Source organism: Micromonospora sp. WMMA1947 (assembly GCF_027497355.1).
Classification (GTDB): domain Bacteria; phylum Actinomycetota; class Actinomycetes; order Mycobacteriales; family Micromonosporaceae; genus Micromonospora.
Genome location: NZ_CP114909.1, coordinates 1,579,287 through 1,600,198 on the forward strand (window position 1 = coordinate 1,579,287; position 20,912 = coordinate 1,600,198).

Sequence of the window (20,912 nt, forward strand, 5' to 3'; positions counted from 1 at the left end):
GGTCGGGAGCGCTCGCGCTCCCGACCCTTCCGCGCAGCCGGTTAATCCATGATTGTCACTGCACTCCATGATCGAGACATCGTTGCTGGTCAACGGCTCGGCGACGGGCCGGCGTGTGACGGTGGAAAGCATTCCCAACAAAAAGTTGCTACAAATCGACGCACACATCTTCCCACCAGTCGCAGCAGTGTCTATGTTCACCATTGGTCCCACTAGTGGGACGTTCCACCGGCCCGTACCCCCAGTTGGGCCGGTTCCCTCACACCGGAGGTACCACGTGCGCAAAGTCGCAGTGGGTCTGCTCGGGCTTTCGCTGACCGCGACGGGGCTGGTGGCGGGCACGTCCGCCAGCGCCGCGCCGACGCCGAAGCTGCCGGCCGCCGCTCCGTCGGTGGCCGAGCCTGCGCAGGCTGAGCACGACCTGCCCAACCCGCTCGAGGAGAAGCGGCGCGCGCTGCGCCAGGAAGGCCTCAGCGAGGTCCTGTCCGGCAGGGCGAAGGCCCAGAAGATCAACGGCAGCACCGTCGTCAAGGTCGGCGAGAAGGCTGCCGCCGGTTCCGCGGCGGGCAGGTCCGCCAAGAGCACCAAGGCCGGCAAGGGTCCGACCGAGGACCAGTACGTCGAACTCTCCCGCGAGCGGACCGACAAGATCTTCGTCATCCTCGCGGAGTTCGGCGACGAGCGGCACCCGAACTACCCGGACCAGGACACCGACCCGGACACCCCGGGCCCGACCCGGTTCGACGGTCCGCTCCGCAACCAGATCCCCCAGCCCAACCGTGCGGTGGACAACTCCACGGTCTGGCAGGCCGACTACAGCGCCGACCACTACCGGCAGCTGTACTTCGGCACCAACCCGGGCGACGAGTCGCTGAAGCAGTACTACGAGGCCCAGTCCTCGGGTCGGTACAGCGTCGACGGCGAGGTCACCAACTGGGTGAAGGTGCAGTACAACGAGGCTCGCTACGGCCGTTCCGACGGCTACCCGTGCGCCTCGAACGTCTGCACCAACACGTGGGCGCTGGTCCGCGACGCCGCCAACCAGTGGGTCGCCGACCAGAAGGCGCAGGGCCGCTCCGACGCGGAGATCGCCGCGGACGTCAAGGCGATGGACGAGTGGGACCGGTACGACTTCGACGGCGACGGCAACTTCAACGAGCCGGACGGCTACATCGACCACTTCCAGATCGTCCACGCCGGCGGCGACCAGGCCGACGGTGACCCGTACCAGGGTGAGGACGCCATCTGGAGCCACCGGTGGTACGCCTTCGCCAGCGACCAGGGCAACACCGGCCCGGAGAACTTCCCGGCCGGCGGCACCCAGATCGGCAACACCGGCGTCTGGATCGGTGACTACACGATCCAGCCGGAGAACGGTGGCCGGAGCGTCTTCTACCACGAGTACGGCCACGACCTCGGTCTGCCGGACGACTACAACGTGGTCAGTGGTGGGGACAACAACAACGAGCACTGGACCCTGATGGCCCAGAGCCGGCTCGGCGCCAAGAACGACGGCGGCATCGGCGAGCGCGGTGGCGACCTCGGCGCCTGGAACAAGCTCCAGCTCGGCTGGCTCGACTACGAGGTGATCGTGGCCGGCCAGAAGCGCACCCTGGAGCTGGGCCCGCAGGAGTACAACTCCCCCAAGGCCCAGGCTGCCGTGGTGGTGCTGCCGCAGCGGGAGTACACGTTCCAGAACGGCAAGCCGTTCGAGGGTACGAAGCAGTTCTTCTCGGGCAACGACGACGACCTGAACAACACGATGACGCGCACTGTCGACCTCACCGGGAAGACCAGCGCCGCGCTGTCGATGAAGGGTCGCTACAGCATCGAGGCGGACTACGACTACCTGTTCTTCGAGGCGTCCACCGACGGTGGCCAGACCTGGGCCTCGCTGCCCGGTACGGCCAACGGCACCCCGCTGAAGGAGATCTCCCCCGGGCGCTACGCCCTGGACGGCTCCAGCAACAACCAGTGGGTCGACGTCAACATCCCGATGGACGCGGTCGCCGGCAAGGTCGTGCAGTTCCGGCTCCGCTACCAGACGGACGGCGGTGTCTCCGAGGGCGGCTTCTACGGTGACGCGATCACCGTGACCGCCGACGGTCAGACCCTCCTCACCGACGGCGCCGAGGCCGGTGCCAACGGCTGGACCCTCAGCGGCTTCAGCATCGTCGAGGAGACCTACACCCGTAAGTTCGACAACTACTACATCGCCGGCAACCGGTCGTACGTCTCGTACGACAAGTACCTCAAGACCGGCCCGTACTTCTTCGGCTACGCGAACACCCGCCCGGACTACGTGGACCACTACGCGTACCAGGAGGGTCTGCTGATCTCCTACTGGAACCTGCGGTTCGCGGACAACGACACGTTCGCGCACCCGGGTGAGGGTCGGAACATGATCATCGACGCGCACCCGCGGCCGATCTACAACCTGACCGGCCAGCCCTGGCGGGCCCGTGTCCAGGTCTACGACGCGCCGTTCAGCCTGAAGAAGGCCGACTCGTTCACGCTGCACCTCAACAGCCAGCCGCAGTACATCCGCGGCCAGGCGGCGCAGCCGCTGTTCGACGACACCAAGCAGTACTGGTACCCGGAGCTGCCGAACCACGGCGTCAAGCTCCCGGCCACCGGCACCAAGATCAAGGTTCTGGAGCAGAACGGCACCTCGCTGAAGGTCCGCTTCTCCTGATCCACTGATCGACGCACCACGCGATGCCCGGGCGGGGAACCGCCCGGGCATCGCCCTTTTCGGGAACCCGGCACACCGCACCGGCGTCCCATCCCGGTGACGCCCCGCACCACGCTGCCGGCCGCGTTCGCGACGGCCTTGCCCGCCGGCGCTCGCAGCCGAGACGGAGGATCCGTGTCCAACGACCACCAGCCCGCCACCGGCGACGCGGCCTCGCCCGCCGGTCGCCCCACGCCGCGCTCCGCCGGCGACCTGCCGACGCTTCGCCGGCCCGCCGGCCCGCCGAAGAAGCCGACCGACAACCGGCCGACGGGCGTCGTCGCCGGCTGGATCACCAGGGGTGGGTCCGGGCCGTGCTACGGGCTGATGGACGAGAACGGCACGGAGTACGCGGTGTACGGCCCCAACGCCGGCGAGCTGCGCAAGGGCGACCTCGTCACGCTGCGGCTCACCGCACGGGACCGCTCCGTCGACTGCGGACCCGGCATCCCGATGCGGATCATCGAGGATTGACAGCCGGTAGCGGCGCGTTCACACGCCTCCGAAGCATCGGGGTTCGCGGTTCCGGGTGACCGCCCGGAGAAATCCCTGATCCTCGTCACCTGCGGGGCCGGTGGGTGACCGGCAGCCCTAGGCTGTGCCCCATGACCGACCAGCGCGGCGGACCCGTCGACGAGTCCTGCGTCCTGCCCGAAGGGCCGTGGACGCACCGGTTCGTCGGCGCCAACGGCAGCCGGTTCCACGTCGTCGAGGCGGGCACCGGCCCGATGGTGCTCTTCCTGCACGGCTTCCCCGAGTACTGGTACGCCTGGCACGAGATGCTGCCCGCGGTCGCCGACGCGGGCTTCCGCGCGGTCGCGGTCGACCTGCGCGGTTACGGCGCGAGCGACAAGCCACCCCGGGGGTACGACGGCTACACGCTCGCCGCCGACGTCGCCGGCCTGATCCGGGCGCTCGGCGAACGGTCCGCCACCGTGGTCGGCACCGGCGCGGGCGGGCTCATCGGCTGGACCGCCGCCTCCTTCCACCCGACCCTTGTGCGCCGGCTCGTGGTGCTCGGCGCGCCGCACCCGCTGCGGCTGCGGGCGGCCATCTTCGCCGACCCGCGCGGCCAGTTCACCTCGGCCACCGCGACCCTGAAGTTCCAGCTCCCCCGCTACGAGCACGTGCTGACCCGGGACGACGCCGCCGAGGTGGAGGAGATCCTGCGCCGGTGGGGCGGGCCGCGCTGGGTGTCCGGCCCCGACTTCGCCGACTACGCGCACTGCTGCCGGGTGGCGATGCAGATCCCGCAGGCCGCGTTCTGCGCGATGGAGGGCTACCGCTGGGCGTTCCGCTCGGTGCTGCGGCTGCACGGCTACCGCTTCGTGAAGCTGATGCAGAAGCCGCTGGTCACGCCGACCCTGCAACTGCACGGCGCCCTCGACCGTGCCTCGCTCCCTCGTACCGCCCAGGGCTCCGGCCGCTACGTCACCGCCCCGTACGAGTGGCGGCTGCTCGACGACGTGGGGCACTTCCCGCACGTCGAGGCGCGAGACCTGGTGCTCGGCGAGATCCTGCGCTGGGCGAAGTCCTGACTCAGACCCGCTGCTCGCCCAGGTCGGCCACCTCGGCCGCCGGTGCCCAGCCCTGGTAGACGCCGAAGTCGAACGCCTCCAGCCCCATCGCCTCGGCCACCGGCCAGCGCCCACCGGTGTACTCCAGCCGCAGCCAGCCGTCGTGCTCGGCCAGCACGATGAACGGCTGCCCCTGCCAGGTGCAGGTGGTCCGCACGTACGCCAGATCGTCGACCTCGGCGGCCGGCACCACCCGGACGTACCGGCCGGGGCGTACCTCGGTGAAGCCCTCGTCCGGGCCGGGCTGGTACAGGCGGATGTTGTCGCCGTCGGGGCTGGCCTGGTACTCCCGGCCCTGCCAGCGGGCCACGTAGCCGTCGCGGGTCACGCCTCGGCCGCCTTCCGCCACAGCAGCTCGTCGGTGTCCAGCACCGCGACGAGCTTGCTGTCGCCGTCCGCGCCGACCCGCCACAGCTCGGCGCCGTGCGGGAGCCGGGCACTGTCCACCTTGAACTCGGCGATCACGTCGCTGCTCTCCCCCGGCGCGAAGCCGTTGCCACGGAACGGGGGCCGCTCGATCACCCAGCCCTCCATCGCCCGCATCGCCGTCTCGGTCGGACCGCCGTACGGGATCCGGTAGAGGCTCGGCCGGTAGGCGGGCCAGCGCAACAGGTAGATCTCCTCGTCGTCCGGGGAGAACGGCGAACCCGGGTGGCCGAGCCCGAGCGCCCGGTACAGCTCCGCCGGGGTACGCAGGTGCGCCAGCTCCCCGGCCCGGTGCACGAAGCCGGAGACCCGGTCGTAGCCACGCTCCAGGTAGTACGCGAGCTGGCTCGCCGCAATCGCCTTCTGCATGGTCACCGGCCGGTTCGCGGCGATCGTGGGCGCCTCCGGGCGCTGCCGTTCCGCCGGCTGCGGCGCGGCGGCCGGCTCCGGATCGTCGCCGAGGCCCACCTCGGCCGCCCAGTTGGCGAGCGCGAGGACCTGCTCCCCCGGGTACGTCGCACCGACCGGGCTGCCCGGGTTGACCCGGAACGACCACGCCACGTCCGGCCACCTGCGGATGAGCTGGACGAACTTGACCCGTACCGTCTCGACCTGGCCCTCGGTGTGCTCGGCCAGGCGTTCCGGCGAGGTGTAGACCGAGACGCACCGCTCGCCGTCGACCCGGTCGGCGTGCCAGACGAAGCCGGGGTCTCCCGGCCGGCTGCCGGCGGCCGAGTCGGGCGCGACCGGCAGCAGCACGCGGGCCAGCAGCAGCGTGGTGAGGAATCCGTCGGTGCTGCCGCTGCCCGCGGCGGCCAGCAGGTCTTCCTCGACGTCGTTCGCCGGTACGAAATCGGCGGCCGGTCCGTCGTCGGACGGCGGGACGTCCGGAGCCGCGGGCTCCGGTGTGGACAGCGGCGCTTCGGTCGGGTCGTCGGAGGCGAACAGCGACGTGGTGACCGGTTCGTCGGCGGTCGCCGGCTCGAAGAGGGACACGGTCGGCTGGTCCGCCGGCACGTGTCCGGACAACGACACGGTCGGCTCGGCCGAGACCGGACCGGTCAGCGGGGCGGTGAGGTCGTCCGGCACGGAGAACGCTGTCGTCGGCTCGGCCGAGACCGGGTCGAACAGCGACACGGTCGGTTCGGCCTCCGCCGAATCGAACAGCGACACTGTCGGTTCGGCCTCCGCCGGGGCGGACAACGGCGCAGCCGGTGCCGGATCGAACAGCGACACCGTCGGCTCGGCCGACGCCGACGGCGTGAACAGCGGCGCGGTGACCTCGCCCGCCGGGGCCGGCGACTCGAACAGTGACGTGGTGGGTTCGGCCGCCGGCGCGGACGACACCGTCGGCTCGGCGGGCGGCGTGCTCCGGTCGGGCGTACCGGTGGCGTCGAGACGAGTCGGCGCCGGCTCGGCGAGGTTCACCGTGTCGTCGGCGACCGGCGCCGCGGAGAGCGGCATCGTCGGGTCGGTGGTGCCGGCCCACGGCGTGGTCGCGTCCTCGGCCGGCTCCGGACGTATCGGGCCGGCCTGCTGCGCGGACCAGAACGGCGCGGGCTCGGTCAGGTCGCGGGCCTCGATCACGGTGCCCTCGATGACGATGGGTGTGAAGTCGCGGCGCGGCGCGGGCGGCGCGGAGACCGGCTCGGCGATCGACGGGGGCAGTTCCTCCACCGGCTCGGCGAGCGTTTCCCACCGCACGGTCTCGCCCTCGGTGCCGTCCGGTGCGGCACCCCGCCCGTCGGCGGCGGCCGGTCCGGCGTTCGCGGTCGTAGCCGGTCCGGCGTGCGTCACGGTGCCCGGTCCCGCGTGCGCGGCCGGGCCGGCGGGCCGCCGGGGCAGCGTCTCGGTCGCGTCCTCGGCCGGACGGGTCGGCCGGAACGCCTGGGTAGCCTCCTCCGACCGGGACGTCGGCGGCGGCTCGTCCGGTTGCGCCGGGAACGCGTGGGTCGGGCCCTCGCGTACCGGCTCGTTCAACGGCCGCCGCCGTGGGAACGGCTGCCCGCCGGCGAACCGGGTCGGCGGGGTGGCCCGGTCACCGGCCCGGCGCGACGGGTCCAGCGACGACGGGCGCCGCGCCGATCGGCCACCGGACGAGGGCTCGAAGAAGGAGCGGGACGGTGGCGGCACGGAGGTCGCCGGTGACTCGTCGGGCGGCGCCGCCGGGGCGGCGGCGAAGGGGTCCGGCTCGTCCGGGCGGCGGCGCAGGTCGGTGAGCCAGCCGTCGAGGGCGTCCGTCTCGGGCTCGGCACCGGGGGCGGTCCGGCTCGGGACGTCGTTGTCCGGTGCCCGGCGGCGGGGCGGCACGGTGGGCAGCCGCCGTCCCAGGACCGAGGCGGCCCGCATCGGAACCGTGGACGGCTCCTCGCCGCCCATCAGCCGCTCGTCACGGCCCGGCACACCCGCAGCCGGCGGCACGGCCGGGGACGGCACCGCGGGCGGCGGCACGGCGGGAGGCGGCACCACGGGCGGTGGCACCGCGGCCGGGGGCACGGCCGGAGGCGGCACCGCGGGCGGCGGCACCGCGGCCGGCGGAACGACGGCAGAAGGCACCGGAGCAGGCGCGGCGGCCGGCGGGACGGGAACGGCCGGCGGGCGGGGTGCGGGCTCGGGCACCGCGTTGCGCGCCCCCCGGGTGGCGTTCTCGACCCGTTCCAGCCGTGCGCGGGCGCCCATGGTGCGGCCGGGAAGCCGGATGTCGCCCCGGGAGAGCTGGGCCACGTACCAGGCGGGCAGGTAGCCCTCGATCGGCAGGCCGGGGTTGACCGCCAGCCACCATTCGGGGTTGGGCCATCCGGCCGCCAGGTCCGGGTAGGGGACGCGACGGGTCGGCCCCGCGTTCTCCCCCAGGCTCGCGCGCAGCGCGGCGGCCGAGGTGAAGGCCAGCACGTGGGTCCGGCCCCCGGCGGTCCAGGTGCCCCACCCGGCGGACGGCCCGCTCGCGACCGGAAGCAGGAGATCGACGCGCGTCAGCACGCGGAAGTACTGCTGCTGGTCCTGCGCTCGCAGCGCGTCCCGCATCGCCACCTCGGCCTCGGTGGCCGGCTCCCATCCGGTCACGGCCACCTCTCCTTCCGCGAACAGGCCACAGGCATCGCCTACAACCTACAAGGTGGCAGCAAGATCAGGACTTCTGGCCATCGACGGGCGGCCCCGGACCGAGCGAGGCGCTAACATCCCGTTCCGGAGCCGACACGTTACGGAGGTCGTCGATGCCTCGGCCAGTCGCGTACCCCGCCGTGGCCGCCCTGGCGACGCTCCTCGTCACCGCATCGCCGGCCGCACCGGCGGCGGCCCGCGCGCCGGCCGGCTGCGCCAACCCGCCCGCGCCGGCCCGGACGGTGGCGGACCAGCCGTGGCCGCAGCAGCGGTACGCACCGGACCGGCTCACCCCGCTCGCGACCGGCGCCGGAGTGGTGGTCGCGGTGGTCGACTCCGGAGTGGACAGATCCCATCCGCAGCTCGCGGGCCGCGTACTCGACGGCGCCGACTTCCTCGACCGGGGCGGGGACGGCACCCGGGACTGCGCCGGGCACGGCACCGGGGTGGCGAGCATCATCGCCGCCGCCCCGCAGCCCGGCGTCGCGTTCCGCGGCCTCGCGCCGGACGCGCGCATCCTGCCGGTACGGGTGAGCGAACAGCAGGTGGTCGAGGGGCGGGAGTCGGGGCGTACGGTCGACGCCGCCGGATTCGCCCGCGCCATCCGCTGGGCCGTGGACCACGACGCCGACGTGCTCAACCTCTCGGTCGTGCTGTACGCGGACGACCCGGCGGTACGCGCCGCCGTCGCCTACGCGGTGCGCCGGGACGTGGTGGTCGTGGCCGCAGCCGGGAACCTGCACGACAACGGTGATCCCCGGCCCTACCCGGCGGCGTACGACGGGGTGCTCGGCGTCGGGGCGATCGGGCGGGACGGGACGCGCTCGGCGTTCTCCCAGACCGGCGCCTACGTGGACGTGGTCGCCCCCGGCAGCGAGGTGCTGATGGCGGCGCCCCGGGCGGGACACCAGCGTGCCGAGGGGACCAGCTACGCCACCCCGTTCGTGGCCGGCACCGCGGCGTTGCTGCGTCAGTACCGGCCCCGGCTGAGCGCGGACGAGGTGACCGCGCGGATCGTGGCCGCCGCCGACCCGGCACCGGGGCGGGACGCGGGCTACGGCGCGGGGGTGCTGAACCCGTACCGGGCGGTGACCGAGTCGGCCGGTGCGGCGGATGCCCGTACCCGACCGGGTGCGGTACTTCCCGCCGACCGGCCGGATCCGGCCGCGCTGGCCCGGCAGTCCCGCCGGCAGACGGCTCGGGACCGGGCGCTGCTGGCGGCGGCCGTGGCGGGCGGTGCGGTGGCGCTCGTGGCGGCACTCGCCCTGGTGCTGCCGCGCGGAGCACGCCGGCGGTGGCAGGCGGCCGCGACGGACGCTCCGAGATGACCGGCGGCCGGGCACGCCATCGCACGGCCCGGGTCAGCTGCCCGGGCCGTGCGATGCCGCTTCACTGGAACAGGTTGGCGTTGCGCTTCTCGGTGTCCAGGTAGTCGGTCGCGGAGTCCTCCACCGCGAGCTTGATGTCGCGCAGCATCGCCTGGAGGTCCTGCGAGGCGGCCCGCCACCGGGACTGCCGCACCTCGTACGCCTCGCGGGCCTCGCCGTTCCAGCCCGCCACCAGCGGGGCGGCGTCGCGTTCGAGCTGACCGAGCTGGCTCTCCAGGGTGGACAGCGCCCGTTGGATGTCGGCGCCCGCCTGTTGCAGGGCGGCGAAGTTGACGACCAGCACACCGTGCTCCATGGGTTCGATCCTTCCGGTTGTCAGAGCGGCAGCTGGATGCCGCGGTTGGTGCCCGCCACCCGGCCGGCGGCCTCGGTGTCGGAGGCGTCGTACTGGCGGCCGGCCGTGCGGATCGCGGTGGCGGTCTCGCGCAACGCTCGTTGCAGGGCGGCCTGGTCCTGTGCCCACTGCTGCTTGACCTGCGCGAACGAGCGCCCACCGGCGCCGCGCCAGGCCTGCTGCAACACCTCCAGCTCGGCCATCAGGCCGCTGAGCATGGTCTGGAGCGACTGGTCGACCTGCTCGAACTTCGCGGCGGTCTGCTGCATCACCGCGGCTTCTGCCTGGGTCTGGGACATCCCGGACGTCACCTCGTCTCCTCGGTCGTGGCTGGCCACCGAGTGACCACCGTGGACTCGTCGGGGGGTGCCCGGGGCCGGTGGAGGGGAAGCCTGGCGGCGGCGGACACGCGACTCGACGATTTCGTCGCTGACGGTAGCCGTCCGACTCCGGTTCTGCTACCCCTTCGGGCTCCCCTGTGGACAACTCGCCCACTACGATGAGCCACGACTACGTCACGCGAAGGCCCGGCGAGGAGGTGCGGTGACCGCGAGCACGTCCGAGCGGCCCGCGTCCGTTCCGGTCCGCACACCACAGTGGACGACCCGCCCGGCCGCGCGGCTGCGCGCCGGCCAGATCGTGGCGACCCAGGTCGCGGTCGCTGTGCTGATCGCGACCGCCGGGCGGGGGGTCGTACCGACAGCCGTCGCGCTGCTGTCGGCGGCCCTGCTGCTGCCGGCCGCGTGGGTCCGGGTGCACGGCCGGTGGCTGCACGAGTGGCTCGTCGTCGCCGCGGCGTACCTGACCAGGCGGCGCGCCCTGCCGGCGGCGGCCGATCCGGCGGCGCTGCTGGAGCTGCTCCGGCCGGGCTCGGTGGTCGGCGCGACGGAGGCGTCCGGCGGTGCGGCCGTGCTGCACGACGCCGCCGGCCTGACCGCGCTGCTGGAACTGGGTGACCCGGACGACCTGCTCGGCGACCACGCGCCCGAGCTGCCCGCGCCGTTCGACCTGCTTCCCCCGGCCGCCCCGGACGCCCCCGCGATCCGGTTGCAGCTGGTGTTCTCGTCGTCGCCCGCACCCGCGCCGTCGGTCGCGGGCGGCCCGGCCGGTACGTCGTACCGCCAGCTCACCGACGGCCGGGTCGCCGGGCGGACCCGCGTGGTGCTGGCCGTCCAGGTGCTGCGCGCCGACGGCTGGCCGGACGAGGACCTGTTGCGGGCCCTGTCCGGCACTCTGCGGCGGCTCGTCCGCCGGCTCGACCCGCTCACCGCCCGGCCGCTGGGCGGCGACGCGGCACCGCGGGTGATCGCCGAGCTGGCCCATCACGAGCCGGGTGCCCCGGTGCGGGAGACCTGGCCGTTGCTCACAGTGGGTGGACTGGCGCAGGCCACCTGGCGACTGCGCCGGTGGCCCGATCCGCGCGGCGAGGCCGCCCGAGGGCTGCTGGGACGGCTGCTCGCCCTCCCGGCCACCGCCACCACCGTCGCGCTGACTGTCGGTCCGCGCATCGGCCCGGCACCGGTTCCGGCCGAGCTGGCGGTACGGGTCGCGGCGGGCAGCGCGGCCGAGCTGTCGACCGCGGAACGCACGCTGCGCCGGGTCGCCGGTGACGTCGGCGGCGAGCTGCGCCGGCTCGACGGTGAGCACCTGGCCGGGCTGGCCGCCACGCTGCCGCTGGCGGTGACCGGCGGCGCCGCGTCCCCCGTCGGGTCGCCCCCGCCCGTGCTGGATCTGCCCTCGGCCGCCGCCGGCCTTATGGTGGGCGCGAACCGGCACGGCGCGGCGCTCACCGTCCGGCTGTTCCGGCCGGCCACGACCCGGGTGCTGCTGGTCGGCGGCGTGCCCGCGGCGCAACTGCTCGTGCTGCGGGCGCTGGCGCTCGGCGCGCGCGTGGTGGTGCAGACCGGCCGTCCCCGGTTCTGGGAGCCGTTCGTGCGGGGTGTCGGGACGGTCGGCGGCGGCGTACCGCTGATCCCGCCGGGCCGTCCGATCGGTGGCGCGCCCGGCTCGCCGCTGTGCCCGCTGCTGGTGGTGGTGGACGCCGGCCCGGTGCCGCCGGAGGCCGGACCGGCCGCCGCCTGGCAGTCGGTGCTGGTCGTACGCGACGAGCTGACCCCGGCCGACACGCAGGCGCTGGCCCGCGCCGACCTGGCGATCCTCCAGCCGCTCGACCCGGACGAGGCCGCGCTGGCGGGCGCGGCGCTGGGCCTGGGCGGCTCCGCGGAGTGGCTGACCCGGATCCGCGACGACATGGTGGCGGTGGTCAACCGGCGAGCCCTGCGCTGGGCGCTGCTCTCGCCCACACCTGTCGAGTCGCAACTGGTCGGTCGCCCGGCCCGCCACTGACGAGCCGCACCGCCGCGTACCAGGTCGAGCCTTCCGCTGGTGGTACGGCCGTGGCACGATCCCGGCCATGGATTTCCTGAAGGGTCTTCTGATTCGCGTGGGCTCGACGGCGGTGGCGTTCTGGCTCGCCACCCTGCTCATCCCCGGCATCTCGCTCGACTCCGACTCGGCCACCGAGACGGTGATCACGCTGGTGCTCGTCGCGGTCATCTTCGGCGTGGTGAACGCGGTGCTCCAGCCGATCATCAAGACCGTGGGGTGCGGCTTCTACCTGCTCACCCTCGGCCTGATCGCGCTCGTGGTGAACGGCCTGCTGTTCCTGCTCACCAGCTGGATCGCCGGTGAGGCCGGACTGCCGTTCCACGTGGACGGGTTCTGGCCGGAGGCGGTGCTGGGCGCGCTGTTCGTCGGCATCGTCACCTGGATCCTCGGCGCCGTCCTCGACCGCGACTGACGCCACGGTCCCGGCCGGGCGCGACGGCGACCGGCCGGGCCACCAGGAGGGAATTGGCTGGCGGGAGGGCCGGGCGGCGGTACTAGCCTCGGCCTGGTGTTCATCCTGACCCGCGCGGACGGCTACGAGATCAGCACCGACCCGGACCGGATCGACCTGGACCGGGTCCACGCCTGGCTCTCCACCGACGCGTACTGGGCGCTGGGGCGGGAGCGGGAGACGGTGGCGCGCGCGTTCGCCGGCTCGGTCGGCTTCGGCGTCTACCGGCCGGATGACGGGCGGCAGGTGGCTGTCGCCCGGGTGGTCACCGACGGGGCCACGTTCGCCTGGCTCTGCGACGTGTACGTGGACCCGGCCGAGCGGGGTCGCGGGCTGGGCACCTGGCTGGCCGGGGCGGTTCGCGACCACCTCGCCGAGCTGGGCGTACGCCGGATTCTGCTCGCCACGCTCGACGCGCACGGGGTCTACGCGAAGATCGGCTTCCGCCCGGTCGCGGCGGATCGGTGGATGGAGCTGGACCAGCGGGTGACGCCGGTCACCGATAAGGATCAGGACAGCGATCCACCACTTACGGTGGAGCGGTGAACCAGCTCCGGCTCGGCTACCTGTACGGCGTCGGCGCGTACCTGATCTGGGGTTTCTTCCCGATCTATTTGAAGCTGCTGCGCCCGGCCGGGCCGGTGGAGATCCTCGCGCACCGGATCCTCTGGTCGGTGGCGTTCGTGGCGTTGCTGCTGGCCGCCACGCGGCACGCCGGCTTCCTGCGCAAGCTGGCCCGGCGGCCCCGGGCGCTCGCCGGCATCGGGCTCGCCGCCGCGCTGATCGCCGTCAACTGGGGTACGTACATCTACGGCGTCAACTCCGACCGGGTGGTCGAGACGGCACTCGGCTACTTCATCAACCCGCTGGTGTCGGTGCTGTTCGGCGTACTGGTGCTGCGGGAACGGCTGCGCCGGGCCCAGTGGGCGGCGCTCGGCGTCGGCGCGCTCGCGGTCGCCGTACTCACCGTCGACTACGGCCGCCTGCCCTGGCTGGCGCTCACGCTGGCGTTCAGCTTCGCCGGGTACGGGCTGGTCAAGAAGCAGCTCGCACTGCCCGCCACGGAGGGGCTGTTCGTCGAGTCGGCGGTGCTGGCGCTGCCCGCGCTGGCGTACCTGGGGTGGCTGTCGACGCGCGGCGACTCGACGTTCGGGCATGTCTCGGCCGGGCACACCGCGCTGCTGGTGCTGGCGGGTGCTGCCACCGCGATCCCGCTGCTGCTGTTCGCCGGTGCGGCGAACCGGCTGCCGCTGTCCACTGTCGGCATGTTGCAGTACCTCGCGCCGATCCTCCAGCTCGGCTGCGGCGTGCTGATCTTCCACGAGCCGATGCCGCCGGCCCGGCTGGCCGGCTTCGCCCTGGTCTGGCTCGCGCTGGTGGTCTTCACCGCCGACGCCCTGCGCCACTCCCACCGCACCCGCGTAGCCGCCCGCACCTCAGCCACCCCGACCCCCGCCCCGTCAACGGGGAGGTAGGGGGCGGGGAGAGGGCTCAGCGGAGGTCGTAGGCCAGGACGGGGGAGTTTGTTCCTCGGAGCAGCTCCAGGCGGACCAGTTCCCCCTTGGTGAAGCGGGTGACGCCGGAGAAGCGCAGGTCGTCGCCGGGGGCGGCGAGCCAGGAGCCGATCTGCTCCGTCGCGCCGTCCGGGCCGTGCGCCACCAGCCGGAACGTGTACGCCTCCCGATGCCCGGCCCGCCTGTCGTACCCGCAGTGCATGGTGACCTCGGTGCCCCAGGGCGTCTCGGTCAGCCCCACCTCGGCGTGCACCGGCACCGTCCCGGCCACCGGCCGCATCGAGGCCAGCGCCACCGGCGGCTTGGACGGTTCGGCGGGCGGCTGCACGAGCCCCACGCCGACACCGGCGATCACCGCGAGCGCGGCGGCGGCGAGCGCGGTCAGCGCGTACCGTCGGCGGGAGCGGGACCGGTCGCGGCGCTTGCGCTCGCGCGCGGCGTCGAGCAGCGCGGGCACCCGCGACGTCTCCGGCCCGACCTCCAGGAACTGCTCCAGCCCGGCCGGGTCGAGCCGGCCCAGGAGGCCGGGCAGCACGGCGATCTCGGCCACCGCCTCCCGGCACTGCGCGCACCCGGCCAGGTGCCGCTCGTAGGCGACCCGGTCCGCCGGGGCGAGGGCACCGAGCACGTACGCCCCGTCGTCGTGCGCGAACTCGCAGCCTGTCACCCGGTCACCCCCATCTCGGCCAGCGCCAACCGTAGTGAGCGAAGCGCGTAGTGGGTACGCGACTTCACCGTTCCCGGTGGTACGCCCAGCCGCGCCGCCGCCTCCGCCACCGAACGCCCCTGGTAGAAGCACTCGACGAGCACTTCCCGATGGGTCGGGCTGAGCCGGTTCAGCGCCTCGGCGACGGTCCACGCCTCCACCGCGCGCTCGGTCTCGTCGACCGTCTCGGCGGTCTCGGGCAGCTCGTCGGTGTACACCTCGCCGACCCGGGCCGAGCGCCGCCGCCAGGCGTCGATGGCGAGGTTCCGTGCGGTGGTGAACAGCCAGGCGCGTACCGAGCCGCGTCGCGGGTCCAGCGACTCGGGGTGCCGCCAGGCGCGCAGCAGCGTCTCCTGCACCAGGTCCTCGGCCCGGGGCCGATCGCCGTTGACGAGCCGCAGGGCGTGCGCGTACAGCGCGTCGGCATGCTCGTCGTGCAGCGCGCGCAGCAGCTGGGCGTCGTGGTCACTGATGGCGGTACCTCGCTTCCGGCGGCGGGGAAACCGGCGATGCGTTCGCCCTTCCATACGTGCCGTGACGCCGAACGGTTCATCCGCAGGTCAGCGCGGAGCTGTTCACGTCCGGTTCAGATCCGGGCCGATCGCCGCTCACCGTGCCCTGGCAGCGTCCGGCGGGTGAGCGCGCGGGCCTCCTCGTCCGTGCGCATTCCCCCACGTCCGATCAGGAGGCTCCACCCCATGAGCGACCGGCCTCGCCTGCTTCCGCTGCTGGGCGGCACCCGCCACGGCAGCCGCGACGCGATGACCTGTCTGTACCGGTGCGGCAACGCGTGTGACCACCCGGTGCCGAACCCGACCGACAACCCGTACTTCGGGGACGTGGTCGGCACCGAGATCTCCCGGCGCGGCGTGGTCCGGGCCGGCGCGGTCGGCGCGCTGGTGCTCGGCTTCGGCGGCGCCGCCGCGGGCGCGCTCGCCGGCGCGGCACCGGCCGTCGCGGCGCCCGCCGCACCGCCCGCGCCCGGCGGCGGCCGGGTGCCTCCCGCCGATCCGGGCAACGGCAAGCTGACGTTCAAGCCGATCCCGCCGAACAAGCTCGACACCCTCGTCGTCCCGAACGGGTACGACCACTCCGTGGTGATCCGCTGGGGCGACGAGGTCGTGCCCGGTGCGCCCGCGTTCAGCCTGGGCCGGCAGACCGCCGCCGCCCAGTCCCAGCAGTTCGGCTACAACAACGACTTCGTCGGGGTGCTGCCGATCGACCGTCGGCGCGCGCTGCTCGTGGTGAACCACGAGTACACGAACGAGGATCTGATGTTCCCCGGCTTCACCGGCCAGGACGCGCTGACCGTCGAGCAGGTGCGGGTGGCGATGGCCGCGCACGGCATGTCCGTGGTCGAGCTGGAGCGGGTGGAGAACACCGGGCAGTGGCGGCCGGTACGGCGTGGCCGGCGCGAGTACAACCGGCGGGTCACGGCGCTGGCCACGAAGTTCGAGCTGACCGGCCCGGCGGCCGGCTCGGCCTGGCTGCGTACCGCCGCCGACCCGAAGGGCCGGACGGTGATCGGCACGCTGAACAACTGCGCCGGTGGCGTGACCCCGTGGGGCACGGTGCTCTCCGGCGAGGAGAACTTCAACCAGTACTTCGTCGGCGGCGACGGCGTGCCGGAGGAGCAGAAGCCGAAGCTGGCCCGGTACGGAATCCCGACCGACGTGCGTCACCCGAGCGGCAGCCGCAAGTGGGAGCGGGCGGACGAGCGTTTCGACCTGGCCCGGCACCCCAACGAGGCGAACCGGTTCGGCTGGATCGTCGAGATCGACCCGTTCGACCCGCAGGCCAAGCCGCGCAAGCACACCGCGCTGGGCCGGTTCAAGCACGAGGGCGCGAACGTGATCGTGGCGCGCAACGGCCGCGTGGTCGCGTACATGGGCGACGACGAGCGTTTCGACTACCTCTACAAGTTCGTCTCGGACAAGAAGTTCATGCCGGGGAAGTCCTCGGTGGCCCGGCGGCACAACCTGACGCTGCTGGAGTCGGGCACGCTCTACGTCGCGAAGATCGAGGGCGACAGCCCGGCCGCCGAGATCGACGGTTCCGGCACGCTTCCGGCCGACGGCGGGTTCGGCGGCCGGGGCCGCTGGATCAAGCTGGTCAGCGGCAACCGCTCGTACGTCGACGGCATGACCGCCGCCGACGTGCTCACCTTCACCCGGCTCGCCGGTGACAAGGTCGGTGCGACCAAGATGGACCGTCCCGAGGACGTCGAGCCGAGCCTGCTCACCGGCAAGGTCTACGTGGCGCTGACGAACAACAGCGACCGCGGCAAGGCCGGCAAGGCGCCCGCCGACGAGGCGAACCCGCGCAACAGCAACCGGCACGGGCAGATCCTGGAGCTGGTCGAGGACCGCGGCGACAACACCGCGGAGACCTTCGCCTGGTCGCTGCCGATCGTCTGCGGCGACCCGGCTGACGCCTCGACCTACTTCGCCGGGTACGACAAGACCAAGGTCTCGCCGATCTCCTGCCCGGACAACGTCGCCTTCGACGCCACCGGCAACCTGTGGATCTCGACCGACGGCAACGCGCTGGGCAGCAACGACGGCCTGTTCGCCACTGCCGTCGAGGGTCCGGAGCGGGGCCACCTGAAGCAGTTCCTCACCGTGCCGCTCGGCGCGGAGACCTGCGGCCCGTTCATCACCGGCGACAACCGCTCGGTGTTCGTCGCGGTGCAGCACCCGGGCGAGGTCACCGGCGCGTCGGTGGAGAACCCCGCCTCCACCTGGCCGGACGGCGACTTCGCCAAGCCCGGCGTGGTGGTCACCTGGCGCCTCGACGGCGGCCCGGTCGGCAGCTGACCCACCCCGGGGGCGGTCCGGCGCTGGACCGCCCCGCGAGGGGCCGCCGACCCACCAGGTCGGCGACCCCTCGTCGGTTGTGGGAGACGATCCGCAGGCGATCGGCCCGCGCGGCGAGTCAGTTCTCGGAGGCGATCCCGTCGGCGATGGCCCGCGCGGCGGTGAGCAGTTTCGCGCGGACCACCCGGGCCGAGGTCATCATCTCGCCGGCCGGCAGCGCGCACGCCAGCACCACCCGGCGCTCCATGTCCTTGTCCGGGGCGACGAGCACCGCCGCGCACGCCACGCCCTGCCGGAACTGCCCGAGTTCCAGCTGCATCCCGCGCCGGTCACCGGCGGCGAGGTCCGCCTCGAACGCCTCGACGGTGGTGAGGGTGGCGGTGGTGAACGGGCGCATGCCGTACTCGCGCAGGTAGCGGAAGCGCTGTTCGGTGGTGAGCGTGGCGAGCAGGCTCTTGCCCAGCGCGGTGGCGTGCGCGCCCTCGTCGAAGCCCGGCACCAGGTCTTCCAGGTAGGGCGAGCGCGGCCCTTCGGCGGACGCGGTCACCGCCACCTGTCCGCCGACGAAACGGCCGAGGTAGTGGCTCCAGCCGGTGTCCGACGCCGCGCGGCGCAGCGCCTCGCCCACCGCCGGCGGCCCCCGGAACGCGGTGACCAGCTCGCGGTAGCGGTCGGCCACCTCCAGCCCCACGATGTACGTCCCGTCCTCGCGCCGTATCACGTAGCCCTCGTACGCGAGCGTGCGCACGAGGTGGTACGTGGTGGCCACTGTCAACTCGCAGCGCCGGGCGATCTGCTTCACGGTGAGCCCTCTCGGCGCACGGCCGACCGACTCGAGCACTCGAAGCGCGCGGGACACGCTTCGGATCAGGTCCGAAGGTTCCGCCAGGGGGTCGCGCACAACCACCTCCGCCGCCGGGGACTTACACCATATGAAAAACCGGCCGAGTGCGAAATGCCTGTTCGGATGGAGGATGCCAGAAGACCGGACACACACAGTGTGCCGACGGACACGATGAGCAGCCAAAACGTTCCGGCGTAAGGTGTGCTCGCGATGACCGAAACTGTTTCGCGAACCGACGCGCCGACGGCCCGACACGCCGTCTCCGTGGGCGCCGGCGCCACCCTCACCACGATCGTGTGCGTCCTGCCCGTCTTCCTGGTCGGCGGTCTCGCCGTGCAACTCGCGGACGAACTCAGCTTCAGCCCGGCCGGGCTGGGCCTGGCCGTCTCGATCTACTTCGGCGTGAGCGCGCTCGCCTCGGTGCCCTCCGGCGCCCTGGTCGAGCGCTTCGGCCCGGCACCGGTCGCCCGGGCCGCCATCCTGCTCTCCGCCGCCTCGTTGCTCGCCGTGGCCGGGCTCGCCCGGTCGTACCCGGTCCTGGTGGCGCTGCTGGCCCTCAGCGCCGCCGCCAACGCCCTCGGGCAGCTCGCCAGCAACGCCGCGCTCGCCGAGCACGTACCCGCCCACCGGCAGGGCCTCTCGTTCGGCGTGAAGCAGGCCGCCGTACCGGCCGCCACGCTGCTGGCCGGTCTGGCCGTCCCCACGGTCGCGCTCACCGCCGGCTGGCGCTGGGCCTTCGTGGCGGCCGCCGCAGCCGCGCTGGCCGCGCTGCCGGCCGTACCGAGGGCCGGACGGGACCGGCGGGCCCGGACCGCCTCCGGCCGCCGCAACGGCGGCACCGGCCCGCTCGTGGTGATCGGACTGGCCGCGACGCTCGCCGCTGCGGCGGCCAACGCCCTCGGTACGTTCCTGGTCGACTCGTCGGCGGCGCGAGGGCTCTCCCCCGGCCTGGCCGGCCTGACGCTGACGCTGGGCAGCGTGGTGTGCGTGCTCGCCCGGGTGGGCCTCGGCTGGCTGGCCGACCGGCGCACCGGCGGGCACGTCGGGCTGATCGCCGGGATGCTGCTGACCGGCTCGGTGGGCCTGATCCTGCTCGCGGTGACCGGCTCGGTGCCGCTGATCGCGGGCGTGGTGTTCGGCTTCGGTCTCGGCTGGGCCTGGCCGGGGCTGATGAACTTCGCCGTGGTCCGGCTCCACCCGCAGGCCCCGGCCGCCGCCACCTCGATCACCCAGACCGGCGTGTACGCGGGCGGCTGCCTGGGGCCGCTCGGCCTGGGCGCGCTGGCCGACGCGTCCGGTTACCCGGCGATGTGGCTGACGGCGGCCGCAGCGATGCTCCTGGCCGCCCTCCTGATGCTGCTGGGCGCCCGCCTCCTCCGCCCCACCCCGCCCGGCCCGACCCAGCTGCGTCGATCATGAAGTTGGCGGCGCGACACGCCGTCCCGGAGCCCGTCAACTTCATGATCGACGGAGCGCCAGGGCGGCAGGTGGGGTGCGGGGAGGGTTGGGCCGGTCAGCTGGTGCGGTCGGCGATGTAGTCGCAGAGCGACTCCAGCGCGCGACGCGCCGGGCCCTCGGGAAGCGGGGCCAGCCGGGCCCGGGCGTCCTCGGCGTAGCTGCGCACCGTCTCCCGGGCTCGCTTGAGCGCCGGGGACTCCCGCAGCAGGCCGAGCGCCTCGGCGTGCAGCGCGTCGTCCACCAGCGGGCCGGTGGCCAGGATCTCGCGCAGCCGTACGCTCGCCGCGTCCGCGTCGTCCGAGGCCATCGCGTAGAGCACCGGCAGGGTCGGCACACCCTCGCGCAGGTCGGTGCCGGGCGTCTTGCCGGACTGTTCCGACTCGCTGGCGATGTCCAGCAGGTCGTCGGAGAGCTGGAACGCGACACCGATGATCTCGCCGTACTCGGCCAGGGCCTCGACGTGCGCGGGCGCCGCGCCGCTGAACATGCCGCCGAAGCGGGCCGAGGTCGCGATGAGCGAGCCGGTCTTCTCGGCGACGACGTGCAGGTAGTGCGCGACCGGGTCGGTGTCACGCGGGCCGACCGTCTCGGCGATCTGGCCGTGCACCAGCCGGGCGAACGTGCGCGCCTGCAGGCGTACGGCCTCGGGGCCCAGGTCGGCGGCGATGTCGGCGGCGCGGGCGAAGAGGTAGTCGCCGACCAGGATGGCGACGGAGTTGGTCCAGCGGGAGTTGGCGCTCGGCGCGCCACGCCGCACGGCGGCCTCGTCCATCACGTCGTCGTGGTACAGCGTCGCCAGGTGGGTGAGTTCCATCACCACGGCGGCGGGGACGACCTGGTCGGCGTCCGGGTCACCGAACTGGGCGCCCAGCGCCACCAGCAGCGGACGGAACCGCTTACCGCCGGCCTCGACCAGGTGCCGGGACGCCTCGGTCACCAGCGGGTCGGCGCTGGCCACGCTCGCCCGCAGGCTCACCTCGACCCGGTCGAGCACGCCCAGCACGGAGGCTTCGACGCGCGGATCGGCGAGGTGCAGGCCGAGCGCGCCGAACTGACCTGAACGCTCGCCAGCCGGGTTCGCCACGTCCTCAACCATGCCACACCCGTTCGACCTGCTCGTCGAGGGGGATACGCCGGGGGCCGGCACGCCACGGCGTACCGGCCCCCGGTGGGA

Annotated in this window: 18 protein-coding genes; 10 read left to right on the forward strand and 8 right to left on the reverse strand. The window is 73.5% G+C overall.

Features of this window, described 5'->3' with window-relative positions; translation table 11 throughout:
* Positions 1-292 precede the first annotated feature (292 nt).
* The 3 genes from O7604_RS07555 (at position 293) to O7604_RS07565 (ending at position 4,272) form a co-directional block, all read left to right on the forward strand.
* A complete protein-coding gene (locus tag O7604_RS07555) occupies positions 293-2,695 on the forward strand; it encodes an immune inhibitor A domain-containing protein (RefSeq protein ID WP_281579931.1) in 2,403 nt (800 codons plus the stop codon).
* A 174-nt stretch (positions 2,696-2,869) separates the two neighbouring features.
* Complete coding sequence (locus tag O7604_RS07560) at positions 2,870-3,208, forward strand: hypothetical protein (protein ID WP_281579242.1); 339 nt, start codon at positions 2,870-2,872, stop codon at positions 3,206-3,208.
* Between the two features lie 131 nt (positions 3,209-3,339).
* Positions 3,340-4,272, forward strand: coding sequence for an alpha/beta hydrolase (locus O7604_RS07565; RefSeq protein ID WP_269702798.1), 933 nt, complete (start codon positions 3,340-3,342; stop codon positions 4,270-4,272).
* A 1-nt stretch (position 4,273) separates the two neighbouring features.
* Here O7604_RS07565 and O7604_RS07570 read toward each other — a convergent pair whose 3' ends face one another.
* On the reverse strand, positions 4,274-4,639 hold the full coding sequence (locus O7604_RS07570) for a hypothetical protein (protein WP_281579243.1): 366 nt from the start codon (positions 4,637-4,639) through the stop codon (positions 4,274-4,276).
* Positions 4,636-7,800: an SseB family protein gene (locus tag O7604_RS07575; protein ID WP_281579244.1), complete on the reverse strand. Its 3,165-nt coding sequence runs from the start codon at positions 7,798-7,800 to the stop codon at positions 4,636-4,638. The genes O7604_RS07570 and O7604_RS07575 overlap by 4 nt, the downstream gene beginning before the upstream one ends.
* Before the next feature lie 152 nt (positions 7,801-7,952).
* On the opposite strand from O7604_RS07575, the gene mycP reads away from it, so the two are divergent.
* A complete protein-coding gene (mycP, locus tag O7604_RS07580; RefSeq protein WP_281579245.1) occupies positions 7,953-9,167 on the forward strand; it encodes a type VII secretion-associated serine protease mycosin in 1,215 nt (404 codons plus the stop codon).
* Positions 9,168-9,228: 61 nt separating this feature from the next.
* On the opposite strand, the gene O7604_RS07585 is transcribed toward mycP, so the two are convergent.
* The gene (locus O7604_RS07585; protein ID WP_269702805.1) at positions 9,229-9,522 is read right to left on the reverse strand and encodes a WXG100 family type VII secretion target; all 294 of its coding nucleotides are present in this window, start codon (positions 9,520-9,522) and stop codon (positions 9,229-9,231) included.
* A 20-nt stretch (positions 9,523-9,542) separates the two neighbouring features.
* The gene (locus tag O7604_RS07590) at positions 9,543-9,860 is read right to left on the reverse strand and encodes a WXG100 family type VII secretion target (protein ID WP_269702807.1); all 318 of its coding nucleotides are present in this window, start codon (positions 9,858-9,860) and stop codon (positions 9,543-9,545) included.
* 244 nt (positions 9,861-10,104) lie between these two features.
* On the opposite strand from O7604_RS07590, the gene eccE reads away from it, so the two are divergent.
* The 4 genes from eccE (at position 10,105) to rarD (ending at position 13,875) form a co-directional block, all read left to right on the forward strand.
* A complete protein-coding gene (eccE, locus tag O7604_RS07595) occupies positions 10,105-11,907 on the forward strand; it encodes a type VII secretion protein EccE (RefSeq protein ID WP_281579246.1) in 1,803 nt (600 codons plus the stop codon).
* 67 nt (positions 11,908-11,974) lie between these two features.
* Positions 11,975-12,361, forward strand: coding sequence for a phage holin family protein (locus tag O7604_RS07600; RefSeq protein ID WP_013283623.1), 387 nt, complete (start codon positions 11,975-11,977; stop codon positions 12,359-12,361).
* A gap of 96 nt (positions 12,362-12,457) precedes the next feature.
* The gene (locus O7604_RS07605) at positions 12,458-12,946 is read left to right on the forward strand and encodes a GNAT family N-acetyltransferase (RefSeq protein ID WP_281579247.1); all 489 of its coding nucleotides are present in this window, start codon (positions 12,458-12,460) and stop codon (positions 12,944-12,946) included.
* Positions 12,943-13,875, forward strand: a complete 933-nt coding sequence (gene rarD, locus O7604_RS07610; protein ID WP_281579248.1) for an EamA family transporter RarD — start codon at positions 12,943-12,945, stop codon at positions 13,873-13,875. The genes O7604_RS07605 and rarD overlap by 4 nt, the downstream gene beginning before the upstream one ends.
* 16 nt (positions 13,876-13,891) lie before the next feature.
* On the opposite strand, the gene O7604_RS07615 is transcribed toward rarD, so the two are convergent.
* Entirely contained in the window at positions 13,892-14,581 is a 690-nt protein-coding gene (locus O7604_RS07615) for a zf-HC2 domain-containing protein (RefSeq protein ID WP_281579249.1), read from the reverse strand.
* Entirely contained in the window at positions 14,578-15,147 is a 570-nt protein-coding gene (locus tag O7604_RS07620) for a sigma-70 family RNA polymerase sigma factor (RefSeq protein ID WP_013283619.1), read from the reverse strand. The genes O7604_RS07615 and O7604_RS07620 overlap by 4 nt, the downstream gene beginning before the upstream one ends.
* Before the next feature lie 171 nt (positions 15,148-15,318).
* Here O7604_RS07620 and O7604_RS07625 point away from each other — a divergent pair, with 171 nt between their 5' ends.
* Complete coding sequence (locus tag O7604_RS07625) at positions 15,319-17,436, forward strand: PhoX family phosphatase (protein ID WP_281579250.1); 2,118 nt, start codon at positions 15,319-15,321, stop codon at positions 17,434-17,436.
* Positions 17,437-17,554: 118 nt separating this feature from the next.
* On the opposite strand, the gene O7604_RS07630 is transcribed toward O7604_RS07625, so the two are convergent.
* Positions 17,555-18,337, reverse strand: a complete 783-nt coding sequence (locus tag O7604_RS07630; RefSeq protein WP_269702819.1) for a helix-turn-helix domain-containing protein — start codon at positions 18,335-18,337, stop codon at positions 17,555-17,557.
* 153 nt (positions 18,338-18,490) lie between these two features.
* Between O7604_RS07630 and O7604_RS07635 the strand changes: the two genes are divergently transcribed.
* A complete protein-coding gene (locus tag O7604_RS07635) occupies positions 18,491-19,699 on the forward strand; it encodes an MFS transporter (protein WP_281579251.1) in 1,209 nt (402 codons plus the stop codon).
* Positions 19,700-19,793: 94 nt separating this feature from the next.
* Here O7604_RS07635 and O7604_RS07640 read toward each other — a convergent pair whose 3' ends face one another.
* The gene (locus O7604_RS07640) at positions 19,794-20,834 is read right to left on the reverse strand and encodes a polyprenyl synthetase family protein (protein ID WP_269702823.1); all 1,041 of its coding nucleotides are present in this window, start codon (positions 20,832-20,834) and stop codon (positions 19,794-19,796) included.
* Positions 20,835-20,912: the final 78 nt, after the last annotated feature.

Bases quoted from the DNA above. Each gene is read 5' to 3' on its own strand.
- O7604_RS07565 (WP_269702798.1), top strand. From the start codon at position 3,340: ATGACCGACCAGCGCGGCGGACCCGTCGACGAGTCCTGCGTCCTGCCC.
- O7604_RS07625 (WP_281579250.1), top strand. From the start codon at position 15,319: ATGAGCGACCGGCCTCGCCTGCTTCCGCTGCTGGGCGGCACCCGCCAC.
- O7604_RS07600 (WP_013283623.1), top strand. From the start codon at position 11,975: ATGGATTTCCTGAAGGGTCTTCTGATTCGCGTGGGCTCGACGGCGGTG.
- O7604_RS07620 (WP_013283619.1), bottom strand. From the start codon at position 15,147: ATGGAAGGGCGAACGCATCGCCGGTTTCCCCGCCGCCGGAAGCGAGGT.
- O7604_RS07585 (WP_269702805.1), bottom strand. From the start codon at position 9,522: ATGGAGCACGGTGTGCTGGTCGTCAACTTCGCCGCCCTGCAACAGGCG.
- O7604_RS07640 (WP_269702823.1), bottom strand. From the start codon at position 20,834: ATGGTTGAGGACGTGGCGAACCCGGCTGGCGAGCGTTCAGGTCAGTTC.
- O7604_RS07590 (WP_269702807.1), bottom strand. From the start codon at position 9,860: ATGTCCCAGACCCAGGCAGAAGCCGCGGTGATGCAGCAGACCGCCGCG.
- O7604_RS07635 (WP_281579251.1), top strand. From the start codon at position 18,491: ATGACCGAAACTGTTTCGCGAACCGACGCGCCGACGGCCCGACACGCC.
- mycP (WP_281579245.1), top strand. From the start codon at position 7,953: ATGCCTCGGCCAGTCGCGTACCCCGCCGTGGCCGCCCTGGCGACGCTC.